Below are 18,238 nucleotides of genomic sequence, written 5' to 3'. Positions count from 1 at the left end.
CGGTGGGCTTGTTCCTGTTCCCCGCCCCCGATCCCCGGATGGGGCCCCACTTAACTTGGGGGGGCCCCACTTCGTGCATTACCGTTTGCCGGTAGCTTTCCTGTGGTATTCCCGAGGAATGCGCAGGAAGGCCACGTCCACCAGCCCAACATCGTCGACCGATCCGCATCGTCATCACTATCGGTCGATTCTGTCCATCCGTTCGGAAGGGTCCATCCTCTCGATCGGATCTGCCTACTCGATCCTGTCCATCGGCAGCGTCGGTTCGATCCTGTCCATCGGATCGGTCGGCTCTGCCGGTTCCGCCCTCAGCACCGGGTCGCTTGCAAGCGCGGCATCGGTCGGAAGCCTGGGCTCCGCACTGTCGGGTCTGTCGCGCTGGTCCCTGATGGCGTGGCGAGGCGACCACGAGTCGCCGGAAGAACATCCACAACTCGTGGTGACGGCAGACGAACACGATCTGCCCGATCAGACGTCACACAGCCAGAGCTGATCACTGCACGAGGGTCGGTCGAGTCATGCGGGCGTATCCCCAATGACGAGAAACTCCATCCGATCCTCCTACACTGCTGCCGATCTCGGTCTAGCGATACTTCTCCGTCGCTCGCGTTCATCGACGAGACTTCCCCTCAGAACTGAAACGTGTTCTTATTGGGGCCGGACAGGTCGACGAGAGGAAGCCCGTAATTATGTCGTGGAGCCGCAACGAACTCGAAGAAGCATTCGCGAGTTTCCAGAAGAACGTGGCGAACTGCGTGGCCACGGACGACTGGTCCGGATTCGCGGACATGTTCACCGAGGACGTCACCTACGTCGAGCACGCTTTCGGCACGATGCACGGGCGTGAAGCGGTTCGTGAGTGGGTCGTTCGCACGATGTCGAGCTTCCCCGGCAGCCACATGACGAAGTTTCCCCCGAATTGGTACATGATCGACGAGGAACGCGGCTGGGTCGTGTGCGAGATCAACAACCCAATGACAGACCCGGGAGACGGCAGCGAGTTCGAGGCCGCGAACATCACGATCCTCCACTACGCCGGTGACAACCTCTGGAAGTACGAGGAAGACGCCTACAACCCCATGAACTTCTTCAGAACCGCCAAGAAGTGGTGCCGCGCAGCCGAAGCCGCCGGAACACTTCCGGACGCGGCGCGTGAATGGATGACCAAGGTGGGCGTGAAGTAGTGCCCTACCGCCCGGGCAGCGTCACCACTGCCCGTAGTCGGGCTTGAGAATGGCGTTCAGGTCGATGCCGACGCCGTCGACACTGCGCTTGTCGATCTCGTACTGATGCAGGTGCGCCGCTGGGTGAACATAGCCCTCCGGAGTGCCCCAATCGTGTTGCCAGTACCACGCTCCCAGGCCGGCTTTCGAGGCGAGCTCGATGGTGCCGGAGTTGGCATAGACACCGACGTTCTCCTTACCGATCACCGATTGCCATCCGGCCAGGTACGGCGCCACCATGGACGCAAATTCGAGCGGCGTCGGGTTGGCGTCGATCGATGCGTAGATCGGACGGTTCTCAGGGCCTCCGGCCGCCAGATGGAGCTCCCAACCACGCTCCGCGTGCTCTTTACCTGCGAGAAGCCCGCCGTGCCAGTCGGCGGTGTCGGCCTTGCCGAACTGATAGCACGACACCACGGACAGACCCGCCGCGGTGAGTGCCTCTGCCTCGGAAGCCCGCATCGGCTTGCCCAGCATCCATTCCGCGCCCGGACGCCGATCGGAGACGTACCGGATGGCACCCAGATATCCGGCATCAGCGATCGCCGCCGCAGAGGGCACACCCGCCGAGTAATCGATGAGAATGCCCAAGTTCTCGTTTGCCACGGCCGTTCTCACGGTGGAGGACATTCCGGCCAGTCCCACCGCGGCCGTACCCGCCGCCGCATACTTGAACAGCTGTCGTCTATTCACCAGCACGGATGCCCCCATACCTCTTCTGTCACGCTACGGCGTGTCTGCAACACCCGCGGCCACTGGGTCGGTAAGTTCGGTCGGTTTGCATTCCACCACACTCACACGAGCCACGTCAGTCACTTGGCAAACATTCTTTCACCGACGTGCCAGCGTCGGATCTACCCTCGGGCAATAGTCTGGGCGGTAGCCCCGAGCCGCGGCAACCTCAGATCGGCGATGGGATTCAGCCTGTTACCCAACCGATTCGACACGAAGGCAACGGCCAGCCCCGCTTCCGGGTCCGCAAACGCACCGGAACCGCCGAGGCCATAGTGCCCGAACGCCTGCTGCGGTTGGTGACGCGCCGAGATCATGCCGGCGTGATACCCGAGCCGCCAGTTCATCGGGATACCGAGCACGTAGTCCCGAGCCGTCGTCTGCACCTCGGCCAACTGCGCGACGGTGTCGGGACGCAGGAGCCGTCGACCGTCGACACTGCCGCCTCCGGCGAGTGCCGCATACATCTTGGCGAGCGCCCGAGCACTGAACACGCCGTTCCAACCAGGCATGGCGGAGTCGTGCAGATCCGGATTCCGAACGAGCGCATCGAACCCCGCCGGCATACCGGCGTCGGCCAGGTTCCGGATACCCGGAAGCTTCGACAGTGCGGACGACGTGGGACCCCAGGGCAGGGACATCGGGTTGATGTGCGGGAACGTTCCCGCAATCCGATATCGCTCCTCACGCGGCACGACGAACCACAGTTCGGGGGCACCGAGCGGTTCGGCGATTTCGGTGCGTACCAATTCCGTGAATTCCCTGCCCGATGCGCGTGCCGCCAGTTCTGCCACCAGCGCACCGAAGGTGATCGCGTGGTATCCGGGCGCAGTCATTCGTTTCGGGGAGGGTGGCGCCTGCGCCAGCAGGGACGTGACGAGCGCGTGATCCATGAGCTGTTCGGGTGTGGGAACCACCCCACGAATCCGGTGCAGACCGGCACGGTGGGACAACAACTCGCGCACGGTTATCGCGTGTTTGCCTGCCGCAGCGAATTCGGGCCAGTAGTCGGCGACCCGAGAGTCGTAGTCGATGAGACCGCGTTCGGCAAGTCGGTGAACGACGGTACTCGCCACACCCTTCCCCGTGGAGAACGACAGAGCAATGGTGTCGTGTTGCCAACGTCGGTGCCGACCTGCATGACCAGCCCAGATGTCCACCACCTTGGTGCCGTTGCGATAGACCGCCAGCGCCCCGCCACCGCTGGCGCGGCTCGAGAACATCGCGAAGAACTGATCAGCGAGCGGCATGAACTCGGGGTCGACCCACATCTGGTCCGACGGCCCGTTCCACCCACCGGGTAAAGGCGGTGGCGACGTGATCGACATACACACTCCTCTGATGCGCAGGTACTTCCTCTGTACACACGTTCGACGTAGTCTGTTGGCCTTTTGGTGGCCGGGCGCCACCATCGTGGCCGATCCGCAATGCTGCGGCAGTTCTATTTCGGCTCGAGCGATTGAAAGTAATCGGGTCGTATCTCGACATCCTCGACCACGCGCGTCGTGGCCGCGACACCGAGAGAATGCTCTTTGAGCAACTCGCACAGCCGGTCACCGTCGACCAAGTCGATCGGCGGGGCGCCGTCTCGCTTGGACTCGGCACGCGCATCGCCGGTGAAGGTGCCGGTGGTGATCAGCAGGCCCTTTTCGCCGCGTCCGGTCATTGCGCCACGGAAGTCACGGACGGCACCCGCCCCGACGCTGCCGCTGTACCGGGTGCACTGAAAGAACACCGGAAAACTCAGCAGAGACAGCTGGTAGACGCCGAGTCCTTCGATATCGCCGTTCGCGTTACGCCGCGTGATGGAGGCGCTGGAGAAGCCCGCTTCCCTGAGCAATCGTTGAGTCAGCCGCTCGAACGCATCCGGGGAAATCGTGAGCAGCGTGTCGAGCAGAGCATCCTTCCAATCGGTCTGGTTCTCTGCCTCCGCAATATTCGTGTCCGGCTCGTCGGCACGCCGAGACGCTGCCTGCGCAGACTTACGGGCAGCATTCTTCTTGCGATTCTCGGCGGAGAACTCCGTGTGCAGCGGTCGAATATCCGCCTCGGTGACTTCTCTGCCCTTGGCGGTGACGCTCCACACCCCCCGTCGGCTGTTCGTCAGCAGCCCCATTCCCTTGAGGTAGGTGCGAGCCCACGCCAACCGGTACTCGATCTCGGTGCTCGGGCCGTCGCCGTGCAGCACCCCCTGCACCGCCACGGAAAGGCCTTCTCTTTCGATGACTGCCCCGTTCAATTCCTCGTTCGACGCCGATCCACCCAACGCGATGGCTGTCTGAAGTGCCGGCCAGAGGAGGTCGATGTACCGCGGAACGAGAACAGTCATGCCGAACAGCATGCCGGAACAGCCCGTCCGGTCCTCACACGGTCCCGAGTACCCGTCGAATCGTGTCCGCGGATGCGGTGTCCGCTGTACCGATGCACCATTGGGTGATATCGCTGCGGCTCACGACCCCTTGGACGAGGCCGGCTCCGTCGACCACGCTGACAGACCCATCGGAGCCGTCCATCGCGGCTAGCGCGTCCCCGACGGAAGCCGAGAGGTCGACAGCCGGGGCCACCTGAGGTTTCGGGGCAGCATCGGCGCCGTCGTCCATCGCAGGTTTCCGGACGTTCATGACATCGACGATCGGCGTTCGCGCCAGTACCCGACGCAGGCGCCCCTCCTCGCGGGTCGACAACTGCGCACGGTAAATGGTCTCGTCGAAGTGGCGCACGATCAGATAGGCCAATCCGATGGCGATCATCGCAGGCGCGAGAAGGGTGATGCTGCCGGTCATTTCGGCCACCATGATCATGACGGCGAGCGGTGCGCGGGCGACGCTGCCGAAGCACGCCATCATGCCGACGACGACGAAGGGGGCTGGGCTGTCCGGCACTGCAGGGGCGATCGGTTCGAGCGCCCGCCACACGGCAGCGCCGGTGAACGCCCCTATCACCATGCCCGGCCCGAAGATGCCACCCGAGCCACCCGACCCGATCGACAGCGCGGTCGCCAGAATCTTTGCCAACGGCAACACCAGAATCACCCACAGGGGTATGTCCATGAGGGTGCCGCGTGTGAGGGTCTGCTGCACCCAGCCGTAGCCACTCCCCAGAACCTGCGGAATCGCAAGCGCCAGGAGCCCGACCATCAGTCCCCCGATCGCGGGCCGGAGGGCACGCGTCACGGGCATCCTGTGGAACAGAGCCACGGCCAGGTAGAAGCCTTTCGAGTACAGCAATCCGATGACGCCCGCGAGCACCCCGATGAGGGCGAACCACGCCAGTTGGCCAGGATTGTCGAACCGGTAATCGAGTGCGGCGTAACCGAACAACGGCCCGAACCCGAGGAACGTCCCGAACACGCAATAGCTGACGATGGAGGTGATCAGACCGGGAATCAGGACGTCGAAGTCGAAGTCTTCCTTGAAGACGATGGCGCCGCACAGCAGCGCTCCACCGAGGGGTGCGCCGAAGATGGCGCCGATGCCCGAGCCGATACCCACCGCGACTGCGATGCGTCCGTCTCGTGGGGACAGGTCGAGGGCGCGGGCGAGCAACGAACCGAACCCGGCGGAAATCTGTGCTGTCGGACCCTCACGGCCGCCGGAACCGCCCGACCCGATCGTGATTGCCGAAGCAACGAGCTTCACCAGCACCACACGCGCCCGAATCATCTTCGGGTCTTTGTGAAATGCCTCGATAGCGGCGTCGGTTCCGTGGCCCTCGGCTTCGGGCGCCAGCGTGAACACGATGAGACCCGACACGAGTCCGCCCAGACACACCATCAGCGGGATCGCCCAAGCCCGACTGAAGGATCCACTGGGGTCGCCACCGCCGTCACCGGCCGCAGTCGGTGGTGTGTAACCACCGAGTCCACCGAGAAGCAGGTGAGTCGCCTCGGTCAGTGCCCAATAGAAGACGACCGCGCCGAGCCCGGCCACGATGCCGATGACGATTCCGAGCACGAGCCACTTGCGGACGTAACCGAGACCTCGGATCCACCCACCGACTCGACTCATGCCACGAAGCACCTCCAGGTGACGTGATTCAGATTACCCACCCTGTCGCTCTGTCAGCCGGGTATCCCGGAATACGCGGACCTTCATCGCCGGTTGGAAACGACCATGACCGAGACTTCCGATGCTCTTGCCCAGACTCCACTACCTGTGGACGGCTTGTTCGAGCCGTTGACCGTCAAATCTCTCCAGCTGAAGAACCGCTTCGCAATGGCGCCGATGACCCGCGCTTTCTCCCCCGACGGCATTCCAGGGCAGGATGTCGCCGACTACTACACGCGACGGGTCAGCGGCGGGACCGGCCTGATCATCACCGAGGGGACGTACATTCCCGATCCTTCGGCAGGGCCGTTCACCAGCGTTCCTCGCTTCTACGGCGAGCAGAGCATCGCCGGGTGGAAGCGAGTCGTCGATTCGGTCCACGACGCGGGTGGATCCATCATTCCGCAGCTGTGGCATCTCGGTGTCGAGCGTGGCGACCGGCCCCGACTGAACCCGGAGGTGGCGTCCACCAGCCCGTCCGGTCTCACACTCGACGGTGTCCCGCTCGGACGTGAGTTCAGCACGACCGATCTCGACGACCTCCGCAATGCGTGGGTGGCGGCTGCGGTCAGCGCCAAGGAGTCCGGGTTCGACGGCATCGAATTGCACGGCGCGCACGGCTACCTGCTCGATCAGTTCCTGTGGGAGAAGACCAACCTGCGCACCGACGGCTACGGCGGTTCGCTACGCGCACGGACCCGGTTCCCCGCCGAGATCGTCGCAGCGATTCGCGAGGCCGTGGGCGACGACTTCGCCATCGTCTACCGGTACTCGCAGTGGAAGTCGAACCACTATGACGCACGACTCGCACAGACACCTGCCGAACTCGAGGCGATGCTCACACCCCTCGTCGATGCCGGTGTGGACGTCCTGCATGTGTCGACCCGCCGACACTGGGAGGCAGCCTTCCCGGAATTGGCGGGTTCGGACAGCGAACTCGGCCTGGCCGGGTGGACGAAGCGACTGACCGGAGTCCCGACCATCACGGTCGGTTCCGTCGGTCTGAACAAGGTGTTCACCACCGCATTCACCCCGGACGGTGCCGCAGAGTCGACCGGGGTCGATCGTCTACTGCGGCAGTACGAGGACGGCGAGTTCGATCTCGTGGCCGTCGGCCGCGCCCTGCTCGCCGACCCCGAGTGGGTGAACAAGCTGCGCACCGGCGACACCGACAAGCAGGTCGCGTACGCCAACGAGCACCGAGAGGTTCTCTACTGATCCTGTTCGTTGACGGTCGGACTTGTCAGGAACCGATCCGACCGACGCCGCGCAGACCGGAAACGGTGTCGGACAGGATTTCTCGCGATTGTCGGTACGACACCCCCAGCTCACGCATGCTGGGGGTGTCGTCCGTTCGAGGCATCCTGGTGTAGTACTCCATCGCTGCCTCGGAAATCGGCGTCTCGAAAGACACCACGCTGCCCACTCTGTCCACGGCCCGGCCGACCGTCCGCAGCAACCCGTCCGGGATCGGGTAGGTGATCATGCGCTTGCCGGTGGCCGCAGCCAACATAGTCACGATGTCACTGATCGGCGACGTATGACCGCCTGCCATGAATCTGCGCGGCCCCTTGCCCTGTTCGAGGAGCGCCGCGTGCAGAGCTCCGAGATCACGCACGTCGACGAGCGTCCACGCGGCGGCGCGCCCTGGCAGTCCTCTGATGCGCGCCGCAACTTCGACGGCCTCGGCAGCTTCACCGAATTGCCGGCCGGCCGGTGGCCCCAGCACCATCCCCGGGTAGGTGATCACGACGGGAGCACCGGCCTCCTGAAGGCCGCGCGCGAAAACCTCCACTCGGGCCTTCGACTGCCCGTAGGCGTCGGCGGCACCGCGCACGGGGAGGTTCGCTGTCAGGATGTCGTGGGCCGGGTCGAACAGCGAGGCGATGCTCGACACGTGGACGATCGGGTCGAGCCCCATCGATACCGCCGCGCCCAGCACGTTCTCGGCTCCGAGCAGATTGGTCTCGAGCATCTCGTCCGCCCGCTTGGGATCGGTGGCGACCACCGCGGCTGCGTGTATGACGGCATCGCACCCGTCGAGCGCCCGCCGCACCGAGGCGCGGTCGGTGATGTCACCGACAACGAAGTCCGAGGTATCGATCCCCAACGCTCCCGGTCCGGTCGCGAGCCTCGCAGGATCGCGCACGAGAAATCTCACCCGATGACCCGCATCGGCGGCCGCTTCGGCGCTCCACGCTCCGACGAATCCGGTCCCACCCGTTACCAATACGCGCACGCTTCTCCTCTGCCGGCGAACAAGTCGCGCACAGTATCGCCCAGTGCCTCCGGCACACGATAATGCCGTGCCAGGTCAGGCCAGGGTCACGTGCCAGACGACCGCCGCAGCGAGGGCACCGAGGCCATTGAGAGACCAGTGCAGCGCAATTGGAGCCAGGAGGCTTCCGCTGCGCCTGCGCAGCCAGGTGAACACCACACCGGCCAGCGCAGTGGCGACGACTGCACCCAGAATGCCGAGAATCTTGCCGGTGGTTCCGCCGCCGAGGAAGTCCGTCAGGCCGGCGTTGCCGGTCGTGAGCCCCAGAGACGACGCGATGTGCCACAGCCCGAACATGAGCGAGCCGGCCGCGAACACGCCGCGCGCACCGTAGACGCGTTCGAGGGTTCCGTGGAGGACACCGCGAAAAGCGAGTTCTTCGGGGATCACGGTCTGCAACGGAATCACGATCATCGAGGCGATCAGCGCGCCGGAAATCGTGGCGTAGCGATCGGACAGGAAGAACGGCCTTGTCAGTGGCAGCGCAACGCCGACAGCGATCACGGCAAGGACGAGACCGACTGCGCCCAGTGAATACAGCGCACCTTTGCGCCAGTGACGCGGTGACAACCCGAGTTCACTCCAGCCGAGTCCACGTCGACGCGACAGGAACAGAAGTATCACTGCCGCGATGGGCACGGTGGCGATCGCGGCCCAAGCGGTGGTGAAGTGGGCGATCAGGTTGGTGCCGACGAGCACTGCGACGACCACTCCGACGTCGAGCCACGCATGGAACGCGGGACGAGCCGTCGCCTCGGGTCGAGCAGAGATCGCAGTACTGTGCAAAGACATCCATACCACTGTACGGATTCACCTCGATGTGGCGTGTAATCCAGTTCACAGCAAGGCGGTGGTGAGCAACCCCGCCGGTGAAGACGAACCCCGCAGCGATAACCTGATGGACGAACGCCCCCGTCCCTTCTGTTCAGGAGATACAATGGCCGACTTCCTCTACGAGGACCTGCTGCCGATCGGTGAGGACGCCACCGAGTACCGGTTGCTGACCACAGAAGGGGTGTCCACGGTCGAGGGGCCGGGAGGCCGCACCTTCCTGCAGGTCGAGCCGGAGGCGATGCGGTTGCTCACCGAAACGGCTTTGCACGACATCTCGCACTACCTGCGCAGCGATCACCTCACCCAGCTCGCGAAGATTCTCGACGATCCCGAGGCATCGAACAACGACAAGTTCGTGGCGCTCGACCTCCTGAAGAACGCGAACATCGCCGCCGCCGGTGTGCTGCCCATGTGCCAGGACACCGGAACCGCGATCGTCATGGGCAAGCGCGGTCAACACGTGCTCACCGAAGGCAACGACGAGGAAGCCATCGCCCGCGGCGTGTACGACGCATACACGAAGCTGAATCTGCGCTACTCCCAGAACGCCCCCATCACGATGTGGGACGAGAAGAACACTGGCAGCAACCTGCCCGCCCAGATCGAGCTGTACTCGGACACCACCTCCGGGCACGAGAACGGCTACAAGTTCCTGTTCATGGCGAAGGGTGGCGGCAGCGCCAACAAGTCATACCTCTTTCAGGAAACCAAGGCGATTCTCAACCCGGACTCGATGATGCAGTTCCTCGAGGCCAAGATCCGCGGCATCGGCACCGCAGCCTGCCCGCCATACCACCTGGCGATCGTCGTCGGCGGCACCTCGGCGGAGTTCGCGCTCAAGACCGCCAAGTACGCGTCGGCGCACTACCTCGACGAACTGCCCACCGAGGGCGCGATCACCGGCCGCGGCTTCCGCGATCTCGACTTGGAGCAGAAGGTCTTCGAGCTCACCCAGAAGATCGGCATCGGGGCACAGTTCGGCGGTAAGTACTTCTGCCACGACGTTCGCGTGGTCCGACTCCCCCGCCACGGCGCGTCGCTGCCGGTTGCCATCGCGGTGTCGTGCTCCGCCGATCGGCAGGCCAAGGCCAAGATCACCCCGGAGGGCGTGTTCCTGGAGCAGCTCGAGTTCGATCCGGGCCGGTTCCTGCCCGAGGTCACAGACAAGCAGCTCGACGCGGACACCGACGGCGTCTCGAGCACCGGCAAGAACGCCGCGGTGCAAATCGACCTGACCCGTCCCATGCCGGAAATCCTCGCAGAACTGTCCAAGCACACGGTCAGCACGCGGCTCTCGTTGACCGGGCCGCTCGTCGTGGCCCGCGACATCGCGCACGCGAAGATCAAGGAGCGCCTCGACGCCGGCGAGGAGATGCCGCAGTACTTGAAGGACCACCCCGTGTACTACGCGGGACCGGCGAAGACGCCCGACGGCATGGCATCCGGGTCGTTCGGCCCCACCACCGCGGGCCGCATGGATGCGTACGTCGACCAGTTCCAGGCCGCGGGCGGCTCGATGGTCATGCTGGCCAAAGGCAACCGCTCCAAGAAGGTCACCGAGGCGTGCGACACACACGGCGGCTTCTACCTGGGTTCCATCGGCGGTCCGGCTGCACGGCTGGCCCTCGACTGCATCAAGCATGTCGAGGTCGTCGAGTACGAGGAGCTCGGCATGGAAGCGGTGTGGAAGATCGACGTGGAGAACTTCCCGGCGTTCATCGTGGTGGACGACAAGGGCAACGACTTCTTCGCGCACACCGGCGAGGTCACGCTGACCATCGGGAAGCGCCCCGAACCGGTCTCCTGACGAGCGCACGCCTGGCCTCACGACGCAGTGGAGCGGCAAGCAGCTGACGTGACTGTCAGGCGGTGGCGACACGGACCTCGTCGAGGGCGCGCCGAAGTAGTTCCTCGTACTCGTCCGGATCGGTCATGACGCCGGGTCCGAAATGAACACTCACGGTCGCGGTGTCACCGATGCTGTACACGCCGTGCGTCACACCCATGACCGGGGACAGCGCGGGGAACCCTGCTGTGAACAAGACTGGGCTACCGCAGAATTCGAGGTCTGCCGGACCTCGGTTGACGCTCGTCAGAACGGTGTTTCCGGATACGGTCTCCGGAATCTCGTGTGGCGAGTAGCTACGCACCCCCGCCCGGATCATCGGAGCAGGGGTCACCGTCATCGGGTCACCCTGCGATGCGATGACCGGATGCAGCGCGCGCGTCCTGCGCTCGTCCAGCGCCTGCGCGATCCGGTCGGCCCGCACACGTAGATCCTTCTCATCTGGATACAGATCGACGCCGACGTTGCGAAAGTGATTGCGAGACTGTGATTCACCGGGAAGCGCCACCGTGACCTCGGCGCCGAGACGGTCCGCAGGCGCGCCCCCATGCCGCTCGAGGTAGGTGGACAGAGCCATCGAGACGGCAGCCAGAACGGTCACCGTGACCGTCGACGATCCGCCACGCAGGGCAGCCACGGGCAGGGTGATGACCCGAATACCGTGGCGACCGTGCGGATCCGCGTTCAGCATGGTCAACTCGCGGCCGTCGAGTCTCGGAGGTATCGCACCTTGTGCCGTCAATGCCTCCGATTCCCGATATGCCCGATACGAACGAAAACTCGCGGCCACCATCTTTCCGATCAACCACGGCGTCCGGATCAACCCCAACGCAACCAGTAGCGGCGTCGACGGCGTCCGCGGCGGAGGACCAAGGCGACCGGGCATCTCGGGACCGAACAGCTCCCTGGAGATTTCGGCGGCGCGTTTGCCGTCCGCAAGTGCATGTGAAAGCTGCAACACGGCAACGAGAGCGGTACCGGACCGGCTTTCGGGAACCCCCCGAACATCGGGGAACAGATGCAGGGTCCACGGGCTGAGGCGGGCGTCCACACCGGTCCCGAGCAGTCCGGCGACGACTCCCCTGCATTCCGTCCACGTCGAACCAGCCAGCTGATGCAGGACGACACGTTCGTCACCGATTTCGCTGTCCACCCACATCGGGTAGTCCACCGTGTTCGGTACATCACGGACGACGAGACGCAGGTCTGCCACTCGTTCGGCGCGTTCGCACACCCACTCCTGAAGGAGGTCGGGGTCCACGTCGGCAGCGTCGAACGCATACAACAGAAACTGATCGTTCGGGATCTTCTCCGAGATCCAGTACATGAGTGCATCCCGCGGACTCATCCGTTGCACGACTGCCCCCACCTATCCGATCGAGTAGAAGACCTGCTCACCTGGCACCGCTCACGTCAGACCGGACGCGGGGCGAAGACGCGGAACCGGTACCGGCGCAGTGCCGTCGGCGACCTCGTCGGAGCGTTCGATGATCCAGGTGATCGGACCGACTTCATGATCCAAGTCGAGCATGACGACGTCATCCGATGCGCCTTCGGCAATGGGGAGTCCCATCACTTCGGACCAGAAAGCGGCGAGGCGGCGCGGATCTGGAGTCATCATCGAGATCATGCCGATCGCGGGACGGGAGGTAGCGGTGCCGGTCATTGTGCAGTCCTTCCTAACACGTCTCGGGACCACAGTAGACCCGTCTACCGTGGCACAGAGGACCACCAATTTCCTCGAGGCGAAAGGATGCGGGCGTTATGAGACGGTCAGAAAGTCAGTCGATGAGTGCGCCGCGCACGCTCGATGAACATCGCCGAAAATTGTCGCGACCTGTGGATCGGCAAGCCGTCAGGTGACTTGGCCGTCGGCGGGTTGGCGGCGTTCGCGGCGTTGGAGTTCGATCACGGGTATGGTGCGGGTGGTTTTGGCCTGGTAGTCGGCGAAGCCGGGGGCTCGAGCGGTGATACGGCCCCACGCAGCGTCCCGTTCCGGTCGGGGCAGCTCCCGCGCTTGCACGTCGTATTCGTCGGTGCCGATTTCGATGTGGGCGTGCGGGTGGGCCCGCAGGTTGTGCAGCCAGGCCGGGGAAACGTCGGCGCCGGCGAACGAGCCGGCGATGACGAGCGTACCGTCCAGGTCGAAGGCCATCACCGGATTCACCCGAGGTTCCCCAGTCTTGGCGCCGACTGTGTGCAACAACAACAGTGTCGAGCCCGTGAACGGGCCACCGACCTTACCTCCGTTGGCACGGAACTCGGCGATGATGTTCGCATTCCAATTGTCAGCCATGACGATTTCCTCCGTCGGTATCGCGGTCTCAACCGAGAGTGTCCTGGCGGGCGAGGAATCCCGGCAGGTCCTCCAGGCCGGGAACCAGCGCCCGGGTGCGGTCGAGATCGGCGTGGAAGGCCGGCGCGTCGTCGACGAACCAGCGGAACATCTTGGTGGTGTCTTCGTTGTCACCGAGGGCTTGCAGTGGCAGTTCCACGAACCGCGCCGGCGCCCCCACGCGTTGGGCGACAAGTTCGGCCAGTTGCCGCCCGGTGGCCTCGTCGCCGGCGATTTCGATCGGTGCCGCACCGGGATCGCACTGGGCGATCAACGCCGCGGCGACCTTGCCGATATCTCGTACCGAGATCATCTGCAGCGGAATGTCTCCGGGGACAGGAAGACGTACCACCCAACCCTTATCGTCCTGGCCGATCATGTGTAGCTGGATGAGGTTGTCCATGAAGAACACCGGCCGCATCACGTTCAGCGGCACCAACCCGGTCAGATGCTGCTCGATGCGACCCTTGCTGTCCAGGTGCGGGACCCCGGTCTGTCGCTCGGCGCCGCCAGCCGAGCTGAACACCAGAAACGGCAACCCGGCGGCTTCGGCGGCGTTCCCGATCACTTCGCCCTGCGCGATCTCTGCCTCGACACCGTTGCCCATGAAGCCTGTCATCGCGAAGGCAGCGTCGGCGCCGACAAATCCACTGCGCACCGACTCCGGGTCGGCCAGGTCCGCGGCGACGAGTTCCACGCCGCGCTCTGCCAGCGCACGTGCGGCGGCGCTATCCGGATGGCGGGTCAGCGCTCGCACCGCGAACCCCCGCTCCAGGAGTGCCTCCACCGTGGCCCCGCCCTGGTGGCCGGTGGCCCCGATGACGGCGATGGTATCGGTCGCGCTCATTTTCGATCCCTTCGTTGCCGCTGTGTGCCACAACCAGCGTACGGACATTTCTCGTCAGTTGTCTATAATTGGGTTCGATGATGTCGGCAGACTGTCCACGACCTCGGATATTGGCTGGAGGCGAGGCCTATGAGCGATGATCCACGACCCGTATGTGTCGAACCGGGCGCCGCCGAGACCAAGGGGCAACGCACCCGGCGCAGGATTCTCCACGCAGCACGGCGGGTTTTCGGCGATGTCGGCTACGAGCGCGCAACTATCCGCACGATCGCCGCGGCCGCCAGCGTCGACAAGTCTTCGGTTACCCAGTATTTCGGCAGTAAAGCCGACCTGTTCCGGGAAGCCGTGCAATGGACCATCCCCATCGACCAACTCACCGGCGCAACACCTGGCCGCACCGCCGACAACCTGCTGCGGGGGATGCTCGCCGCCTGGGCAGAAGATCCCTACAGTGCGATGGCCGTCTTGATTCGCGCCAGCATGACCAGCGCCGAAGCCGCCGACATCCTGCGAACACACCTCAGCGACTACATCGTGCCCGCGATAGCAGCCACCACCGACGTCACCGACGCCAGGAAGCGCGCCGCACTGGTCAGCGCCGTCCTCATGGGTATCGCCACCCAGCGCTATCTACTCGATATCCCCGACCTCGCCGACCTCGACCCGGACGAACTCTTGGGTCTCACCAGCCCAGCGCTGCACGCCCTCATCGATCCCACCTCGCCCAACTGACAAACGAGACCCCGTCGGGGCGTTGACAGCCCGCCGTCCTCGAACCCGGGCTCTTGGTGACCGCACGCGAGTTGCGCCTTGTCGATGTCCTCCCCGTTGTAGATGTCCTTCATCGCCGCCATCGCACCCGGATACGCCGACTTCGGCAACGCGGCGAGCACGCTTGCTTGTTTGTGGAACCGGCAGCGCTGCTCGCGGGTGTCGGGGAACACTTCCCGCAGCGCGCCTTCCAGAACCTCAGCGTCCCGGCGCCGACCGCCAGTGCCGGGGCGCACATCTCGCGGCGACGACAGTCCCGCAGCAGGTCCGACCACGACTCGGTGGATTCGCGGTAGCCGTCGGTGAGGGCGACGGGTTCCTTGCGACCGGCGGCGCGCACCCCCAGCATCACCAGCACACAAAGCTCTTCCTGCTGGAGCCGGACTTTTGGGTGGATCCCGTCCACCCACAGATTCACGTAGTCGACCTGCAAGATATCCCGCTTTCGGCGGGAACGACCTGCCAACTCGGTCCGTAGGAGACCTTAGACCTTGCCCCCCCGCACTGCTCGGATTCGGGCACGGTCGACAGGACGTACCAGTATCGGTCGATCTCGGACTGCCCGTCGGCGTTGAGCATCAGCGACCTTTCTTCGGCGAAATCGAAGGGTTGCTCGACGACGGAATCCACTGCGGTGAACCACTGACCATCAAGCCCGAACGTGCGGTGAAGCGGAACGGTCCCGAGTCCCGGAGAAACAGGCGGGCCACTTCAACTTTGATTGAGGTCAAGCGGGCAGTGTGTGGCCGATTATCCCGGCCGCCTCGGCGGCCTGTCGGTACACGAGCGCTAACGTCGCCACGGTTTCGTGGGCGTTGAGCCCGCTCGGGTTCGGTACCACCCACAATTCGGCGCCTTCCATATCGACCGGTTGCCTGCCGGCCTTGGCGGACTTCACGCCGAACCCGGTCCGATAGGCGGTAATTCCGGCAACGGCAACGACTTTCGGCGACAGGAACCGAACCTTGTCTCGCACGCGGCGAGCGCCTTCGACGAGTTCCTCGGTGGTGAGTTCGTCGGCTTTCGCGGTAGCGCGCGAGGCCACGTTGGTGATCCCCACACCGCGCGCCATCAGGTAGTCACGATCCACCGTCGACAGCCCGGAGGTCGGGTCGATCGGACGCTCGATGATGCCTGCAGCCTCCAGCGCCGGGAAGAAGCGGTTTCCCGGACGCGCGAAATGCGCTCCGGTTGCGGCTGTCCACAAACCCGGGTTGATCCCTACGAACAGCAGCCGAAGTCCCGGACCGACGAGGTCCGGGACTTCGGCATCACGAAAGGACTCCAGTTCGGCTCTGCTGAACCGAGCCCGTGCCGCCATCACCTAACGCACTACGCCTGTCACACGGTTCCTGCCAGGCGGTCGCCGAGCAGCGTGGCGAACCGTGCGGGGTCCTCGAGCTGTCCGCCCTCCGCCAGCAGCGCGATGTCGTACAGAATCTCGGCTGTCTCTGCGAGGCGCGGATCGTCGGCACGGTCCACCTGAGCGGTCTTGAGCGCGGACACCAGCTGGTGGTCAGGGTTGAGCTCGAGAATCCGCTTGGTCTTCGGAACCGGCTGACCCGAAGCGCGATACATCCGCTCCAAGGCCGGCGACATGCTGAACGTATCTCCCACGAGGCAGGACGCCGATGTCGTGAGGCGACTGGACAGCCGCACTTCCTTCACCTGCTCCTGCAAGGACTCGGACATCCACGTGAGGAGATCGCCGAACTCCTTCTCCTTCTCGGTGCGCTCTTCCTCCGCAGCCTTCTTGTCCTCCTCGGTGTCGAGGTCGACCTCACCCTTGGCAATCGACTGGAAGGACTTGCCCTCGAACTCGGGAACCGAGCCGACCCACATCTCGTCCACCGGATCGGTCAGCAGCAGCACCTCGAGACCCTTGGCCTTGAACGCCTCCATATGCGGGGAGCTTTCGACCAGCTGCCGCGATTCACCGGTTGCGTAGTAGATCTGCTCCTGGCCGTCCCTCATACGGGACACGTAGTCGGCCAGGGTGGTGAGCTCCTCGTCGCTGTTCGTCGAGGCGAACGACGACAGCGACAACAGCGTCTCCTGGTTGTCGGTGTCGGACAGCAGGCCTTCCTTCATGACCGTCCCGAACTCACCCCAGAAGGTGCGGTAGTCGTCCGGGCGCTCCGACTTCATGTCCTTGATGGTCGACAGCACCTTCTTGGTGAGTCGACGACGGATCGCGCGAATCTGCCGATCCTGCTGCAGGATCTCCCGCGAGACGTTCAGCGACAGGTCCTGAGCGTCGACCACGCCCTTGACGAACCGCAGGTACTCCGGCATCAGCTGGTCGCAGTCGTCCATGATGAACACCCGCTTGACATACAGGTGCACACCCGACTGACGTTCACGCATGAACAGGTCGAACGGTGCGTGACTGGGGATGAACAGCAACGCCTGGTACTCGAACGTGCCTTCCGCCTTCATCGGAATGATGTCGAGCGGCTCGTCCCAGGCGTGGGCGACGTGCTTGTAGAACTCCTTGTACTCGTCCTCGGTGACCTCGTCCTTGGACTTCGCCCACAGTGCCTTCATCGAGTTGAGAGTCTCGGTCTCGATCGTGACCTGGTCCTCGCCGCCCTCTTCGGTGGCGGGTGTCGTCTTCTCGACCTCCATGCGGATCGGCCAGGCGATGAAGTCCGAGTAGTGCTTCACGAGCTGGCGCAGCTTCGATTCCGACGTGTAATCGTGCAGGTGATCGTCGGTATCCGCGGGCTTGAGGTGGAGCGTGACGGACGTACCGACCGGCGCGTCGTCCAGCGTTTCGATGGTGTACGTGCCCTCGCCAGTCGATTCCCAGCGAGTTGCCTGCTCCTGACCTGCCCGGCGCGACGTCAACGTCACCTTGTCGGCGACCATGAACGTCGAGTAGAAGCCGATACCGAACTGTCCGATCAGCTCTTCCGACGCGGCCGCGTCTTTGGCTTCCTTGAGCTTCCGCCGCACCTCCGCCGTTCCCGACCTGGCGAGCGTGCCGATCAGGTCGACGACCTCGTCCCGAGTCATACCGATGCCGTTGTCGCGGATGGTGAGGGTGCGTGCACTCTTGTCGACGTCGAGCTCGATGTGCAGATCCGAGGTGTCGACCTCGAGATCCTTGTCCTGGTAGGCCTCGAGACGAAGCTTGTCGAGCGCGTCCGAAGCGTTGGAGACCAGTTCCCGCAGGAACGAGTCCTTGTTGGAGTAGATGGAGTGGACCATCAGGTCGAGCAGTTGCCGAGTTTCCGCTTGAAACTCTCGCTGCTCCGGCCCGGTGCCCTGTTCTCCTACATGCGTGTTCAAATCGATTCCCTTCGGCAGCAGAACCTGCAAGT

The 18,238-nt window shown here is 64.3% G+C and carries 16 protein-coding genes and 3 pseudogenes; 5 read left to right on the top strand and 14 right to left on the bottom strand.

Annotated features, from left to right (window positions below):
• The first annotated feature begins 118 nt into the window (after positions 1-118).
• Both ACZI8Q_RS05865 and ACZI8Q_RS05860 read left to right on the top strand, forming a co-directional pair.
• Positions 119-493 carry a hypothetical protein gene (locus ACZI8Q_RS05865; RefSeq protein WP_463372562.1) on the top strand — a complete coding sequence of 125 codons (375 nt, stop codon included), beginning with the start codon at positions 119-121 and terminating at the stop codon, positions 491-493.
• Between the two features lie 196 nt (positions 494-689).
• Positions 690-1,184 (top strand): nuclear transport factor 2 family protein, encoded by a 495-nt coding sequence (locus ACZI8Q_RS05860; RefSeq protein ID WP_463372561.1) that lies wholly within the window; start codon positions 690-692, stop codon positions 1,182-1,184.
• Between the two features lie 21 nt (positions 1,185-1,205).
• Here the strand turns inward: ACZI8Q_RS05860 and ACZI8Q_RS05855 are convergent, their stop codons facing one another.
• The 4 genes and pseudogenes from ACZI8Q_RS05855 to ACZI8Q_RS05840 all read right to left on the bottom strand — a co-directional run.
• Positions 1,206-1,934, bottom strand: a complete 729-nt coding sequence (locus tag ACZI8Q_RS05855; RefSeq protein ID WP_463372560.1) for a DUF1906 domain-containing protein — start codon at positions 1,932-1,934, stop codon at positions 1,206-1,208.
• A gap of 143 nt (positions 1,935-2,077) precedes the next feature.
• The gene (locus tag ACZI8Q_RS05850) at positions 2,078-3,283 is read right to left on the bottom strand and encodes a serine hydrolase domain-containing protein (protein ID WP_463372559.1); all 1,206 of its coding nucleotides are present in this window, start codon (positions 3,281-3,283) and stop codon (positions 2,078-2,080) included.
• A gap of 113 nt (positions 3,284-3,396) precedes the next feature.
• Positions 3,397-4,296: a restriction endonuclease gene (locus ACZI8Q_RS05845; RefSeq protein ID WP_463372558.1), complete on the bottom strand. Its 900-nt coding sequence runs from the start codon at positions 4,294-4,296 to the stop codon at positions 3,397-3,399.
• A 316-nt stretch (positions 4,297-4,612) separates the two neighbouring features.
• Positions 4,613-5,962: pseudogene (locus tag ACZI8Q_RS05840) on the bottom strand (chloride channel protein); the annotation flags it as partial.
• Positions 5,963-6,067: 105 nt separating this feature from the next.
• Between ACZI8Q_RS05840 and ACZI8Q_RS05835 the strand changes: the two are divergent.
• The gene (locus tag ACZI8Q_RS05835; RefSeq protein WP_463372557.1) at positions 6,068-7,219 is read left to right on the top strand and encodes an NADH:flavin oxidoreductase; all 1,152 of its coding nucleotides are present in this window, start codon (positions 6,068-6,070) and stop codon (positions 7,217-7,219) included.
• 25 nt (positions 7,220-7,244) lie between these two features.
• Here the strand turns inward: ACZI8Q_RS05835 and ACZI8Q_RS05830 are convergent, their stop codons facing one another.
• Both ACZI8Q_RS05830 and ACZI8Q_RS05825 read right to left on the bottom strand, forming a co-directional pair.
• Positions 7,245-8,240 (bottom strand): SDR family NAD(P)-dependent oxidoreductase, encoded by a 996-nt coding sequence (locus tag ACZI8Q_RS05830; protein WP_463372556.1) that lies wholly within the window; start codon positions 8,238-8,240, stop codon positions 7,245-7,247.
• A gap of 75 nt (positions 8,241-8,315) precedes the next feature.
• Positions 8,316-9,071 carry a lysostaphin resistance A-like protein gene (locus ACZI8Q_RS05825; protein WP_463372555.1) on the bottom strand — a complete coding sequence of 252 codons (756 nt, stop codon included), beginning with the start codon at positions 9,069-9,071 and terminating at the stop codon, positions 8,316-8,318.
• Between the two features lie 145 nt (positions 9,072-9,216).
• Here ACZI8Q_RS05825 and ACZI8Q_RS05820 point away from each other — a divergent pair, with 145 nt between their 5' ends.
• Positions 9,217-10,920 carry a fumarate hydratase gene (locus ACZI8Q_RS05820; protein WP_463372554.1) on the top strand — a complete coding sequence of 568 codons (1,704 nt, stop codon included), beginning with the start codon at positions 9,217-9,219 and terminating at the stop codon, positions 10,918-10,920.
• A 55-nt stretch (positions 10,921-10,975) separates the two neighbouring features.
• Here ACZI8Q_RS05820 and ACZI8Q_RS05815 read toward each other — a convergent pair whose 3' ends face one another.
• From ACZI8Q_RS05815 to ACZI8Q_RS05800, 4 genes are all read right to left on the bottom strand, one after another.
• Entirely contained in the window at positions 10,976-12,286 is a 1,311-nt protein-coding gene (locus tag ACZI8Q_RS05815; RefSeq protein ID WP_463372553.1) for a WS/DGAT domain-containing protein, read from the bottom strand.
• A gap of 81 nt (positions 12,287-12,367) precedes the next feature.
• The gene (locus tag ACZI8Q_RS05810) at positions 12,368-12,625 is read right to left on the bottom strand and encodes a VOC family protein (RefSeq protein WP_463372552.1); all 258 of its coding nucleotides are present in this window, start codon (positions 12,623-12,625) and stop codon (positions 12,368-12,370) included.
• Between the two features lie 189 nt (positions 12,626-12,814).
• Complete coding sequence (locus ACZI8Q_RS05805; protein WP_463372551.1) at positions 12,815-13,255, bottom strand: nitroreductase family deazaflavin-dependent oxidoreductase; 441 nt, start codon at positions 13,253-13,255, stop codon at positions 12,815-12,817.
• Between the two features lie 28 nt (positions 13,256-13,283).
• A complete protein-coding gene (locus ACZI8Q_RS05800; RefSeq protein WP_463372550.1) occupies positions 13,284-14,141 on the bottom strand; it encodes an NmrA/HSCARG family protein in 858 nt (285 codons plus the stop codon).
• Positions 14,142-14,270: 129 nt separating this feature from the next.
• Between ACZI8Q_RS05800 and ACZI8Q_RS05795 the strand changes: the two genes are divergently transcribed.
• Positions 14,271-14,873, top strand: coding sequence for a TetR/AcrR family transcriptional regulator (locus ACZI8Q_RS05795; protein WP_463372549.1), 603 nt, complete (start codon positions 14,271-14,273; stop codon positions 14,871-14,873).
• A 65-nt stretch (positions 14,874-14,938) separates the two neighbouring features.
• Here ACZI8Q_RS05795 and ACZI8Q_RS05790 read toward each other — a convergent pair.
• From ACZI8Q_RS05790 to htpG, 4 genes and pseudogenes are all read right to left on the bottom strand, one after another.
• Positions 14,939-15,345: pseudogene (locus ACZI8Q_RS05790) on the bottom strand (transposase); the annotation flags it as partial.
• Positions 15,327-15,572, bottom strand: a pseudogene (locus tag ACZI8Q_RS05785) (VOC family protein); the annotation flags it as partial. The pseudogenes ACZI8Q_RS05785 and ACZI8Q_RS05790, both read right to left, overlap by 19 nt.
• A gap of 67 nt (positions 15,573-15,639) precedes the next feature.
• Positions 15,640-16,233, bottom strand: coding sequence for a mismatch-specific DNA-glycosylase (locus ACZI8Q_RS05780; RefSeq protein ID WP_463372548.1), 594 nt, complete (start codon positions 16,231-16,233; stop codon positions 15,640-15,642).
• Between the two features lie 20 nt (positions 16,234-16,253).
• Complete coding sequence (gene htpG, locus ACZI8Q_RS05775; protein ID WP_463372547.1) at positions 16,254-18,206, bottom strand: molecular chaperone HtpG; 1,953 nt, start codon at positions 18,204-18,206, stop codon at positions 16,254-16,256.
• Between the last annotated feature and the right edge of the window lie 32 nt (positions 18,207-18,238).

The organism is Rhodococcus quanlei, assembly GCF_055231015.1.
The sequence above is the reverse complement of the archived record's forward strand: the minus strand, read 5'-3'. Positions and strand labels throughout refer to the sequence as shown.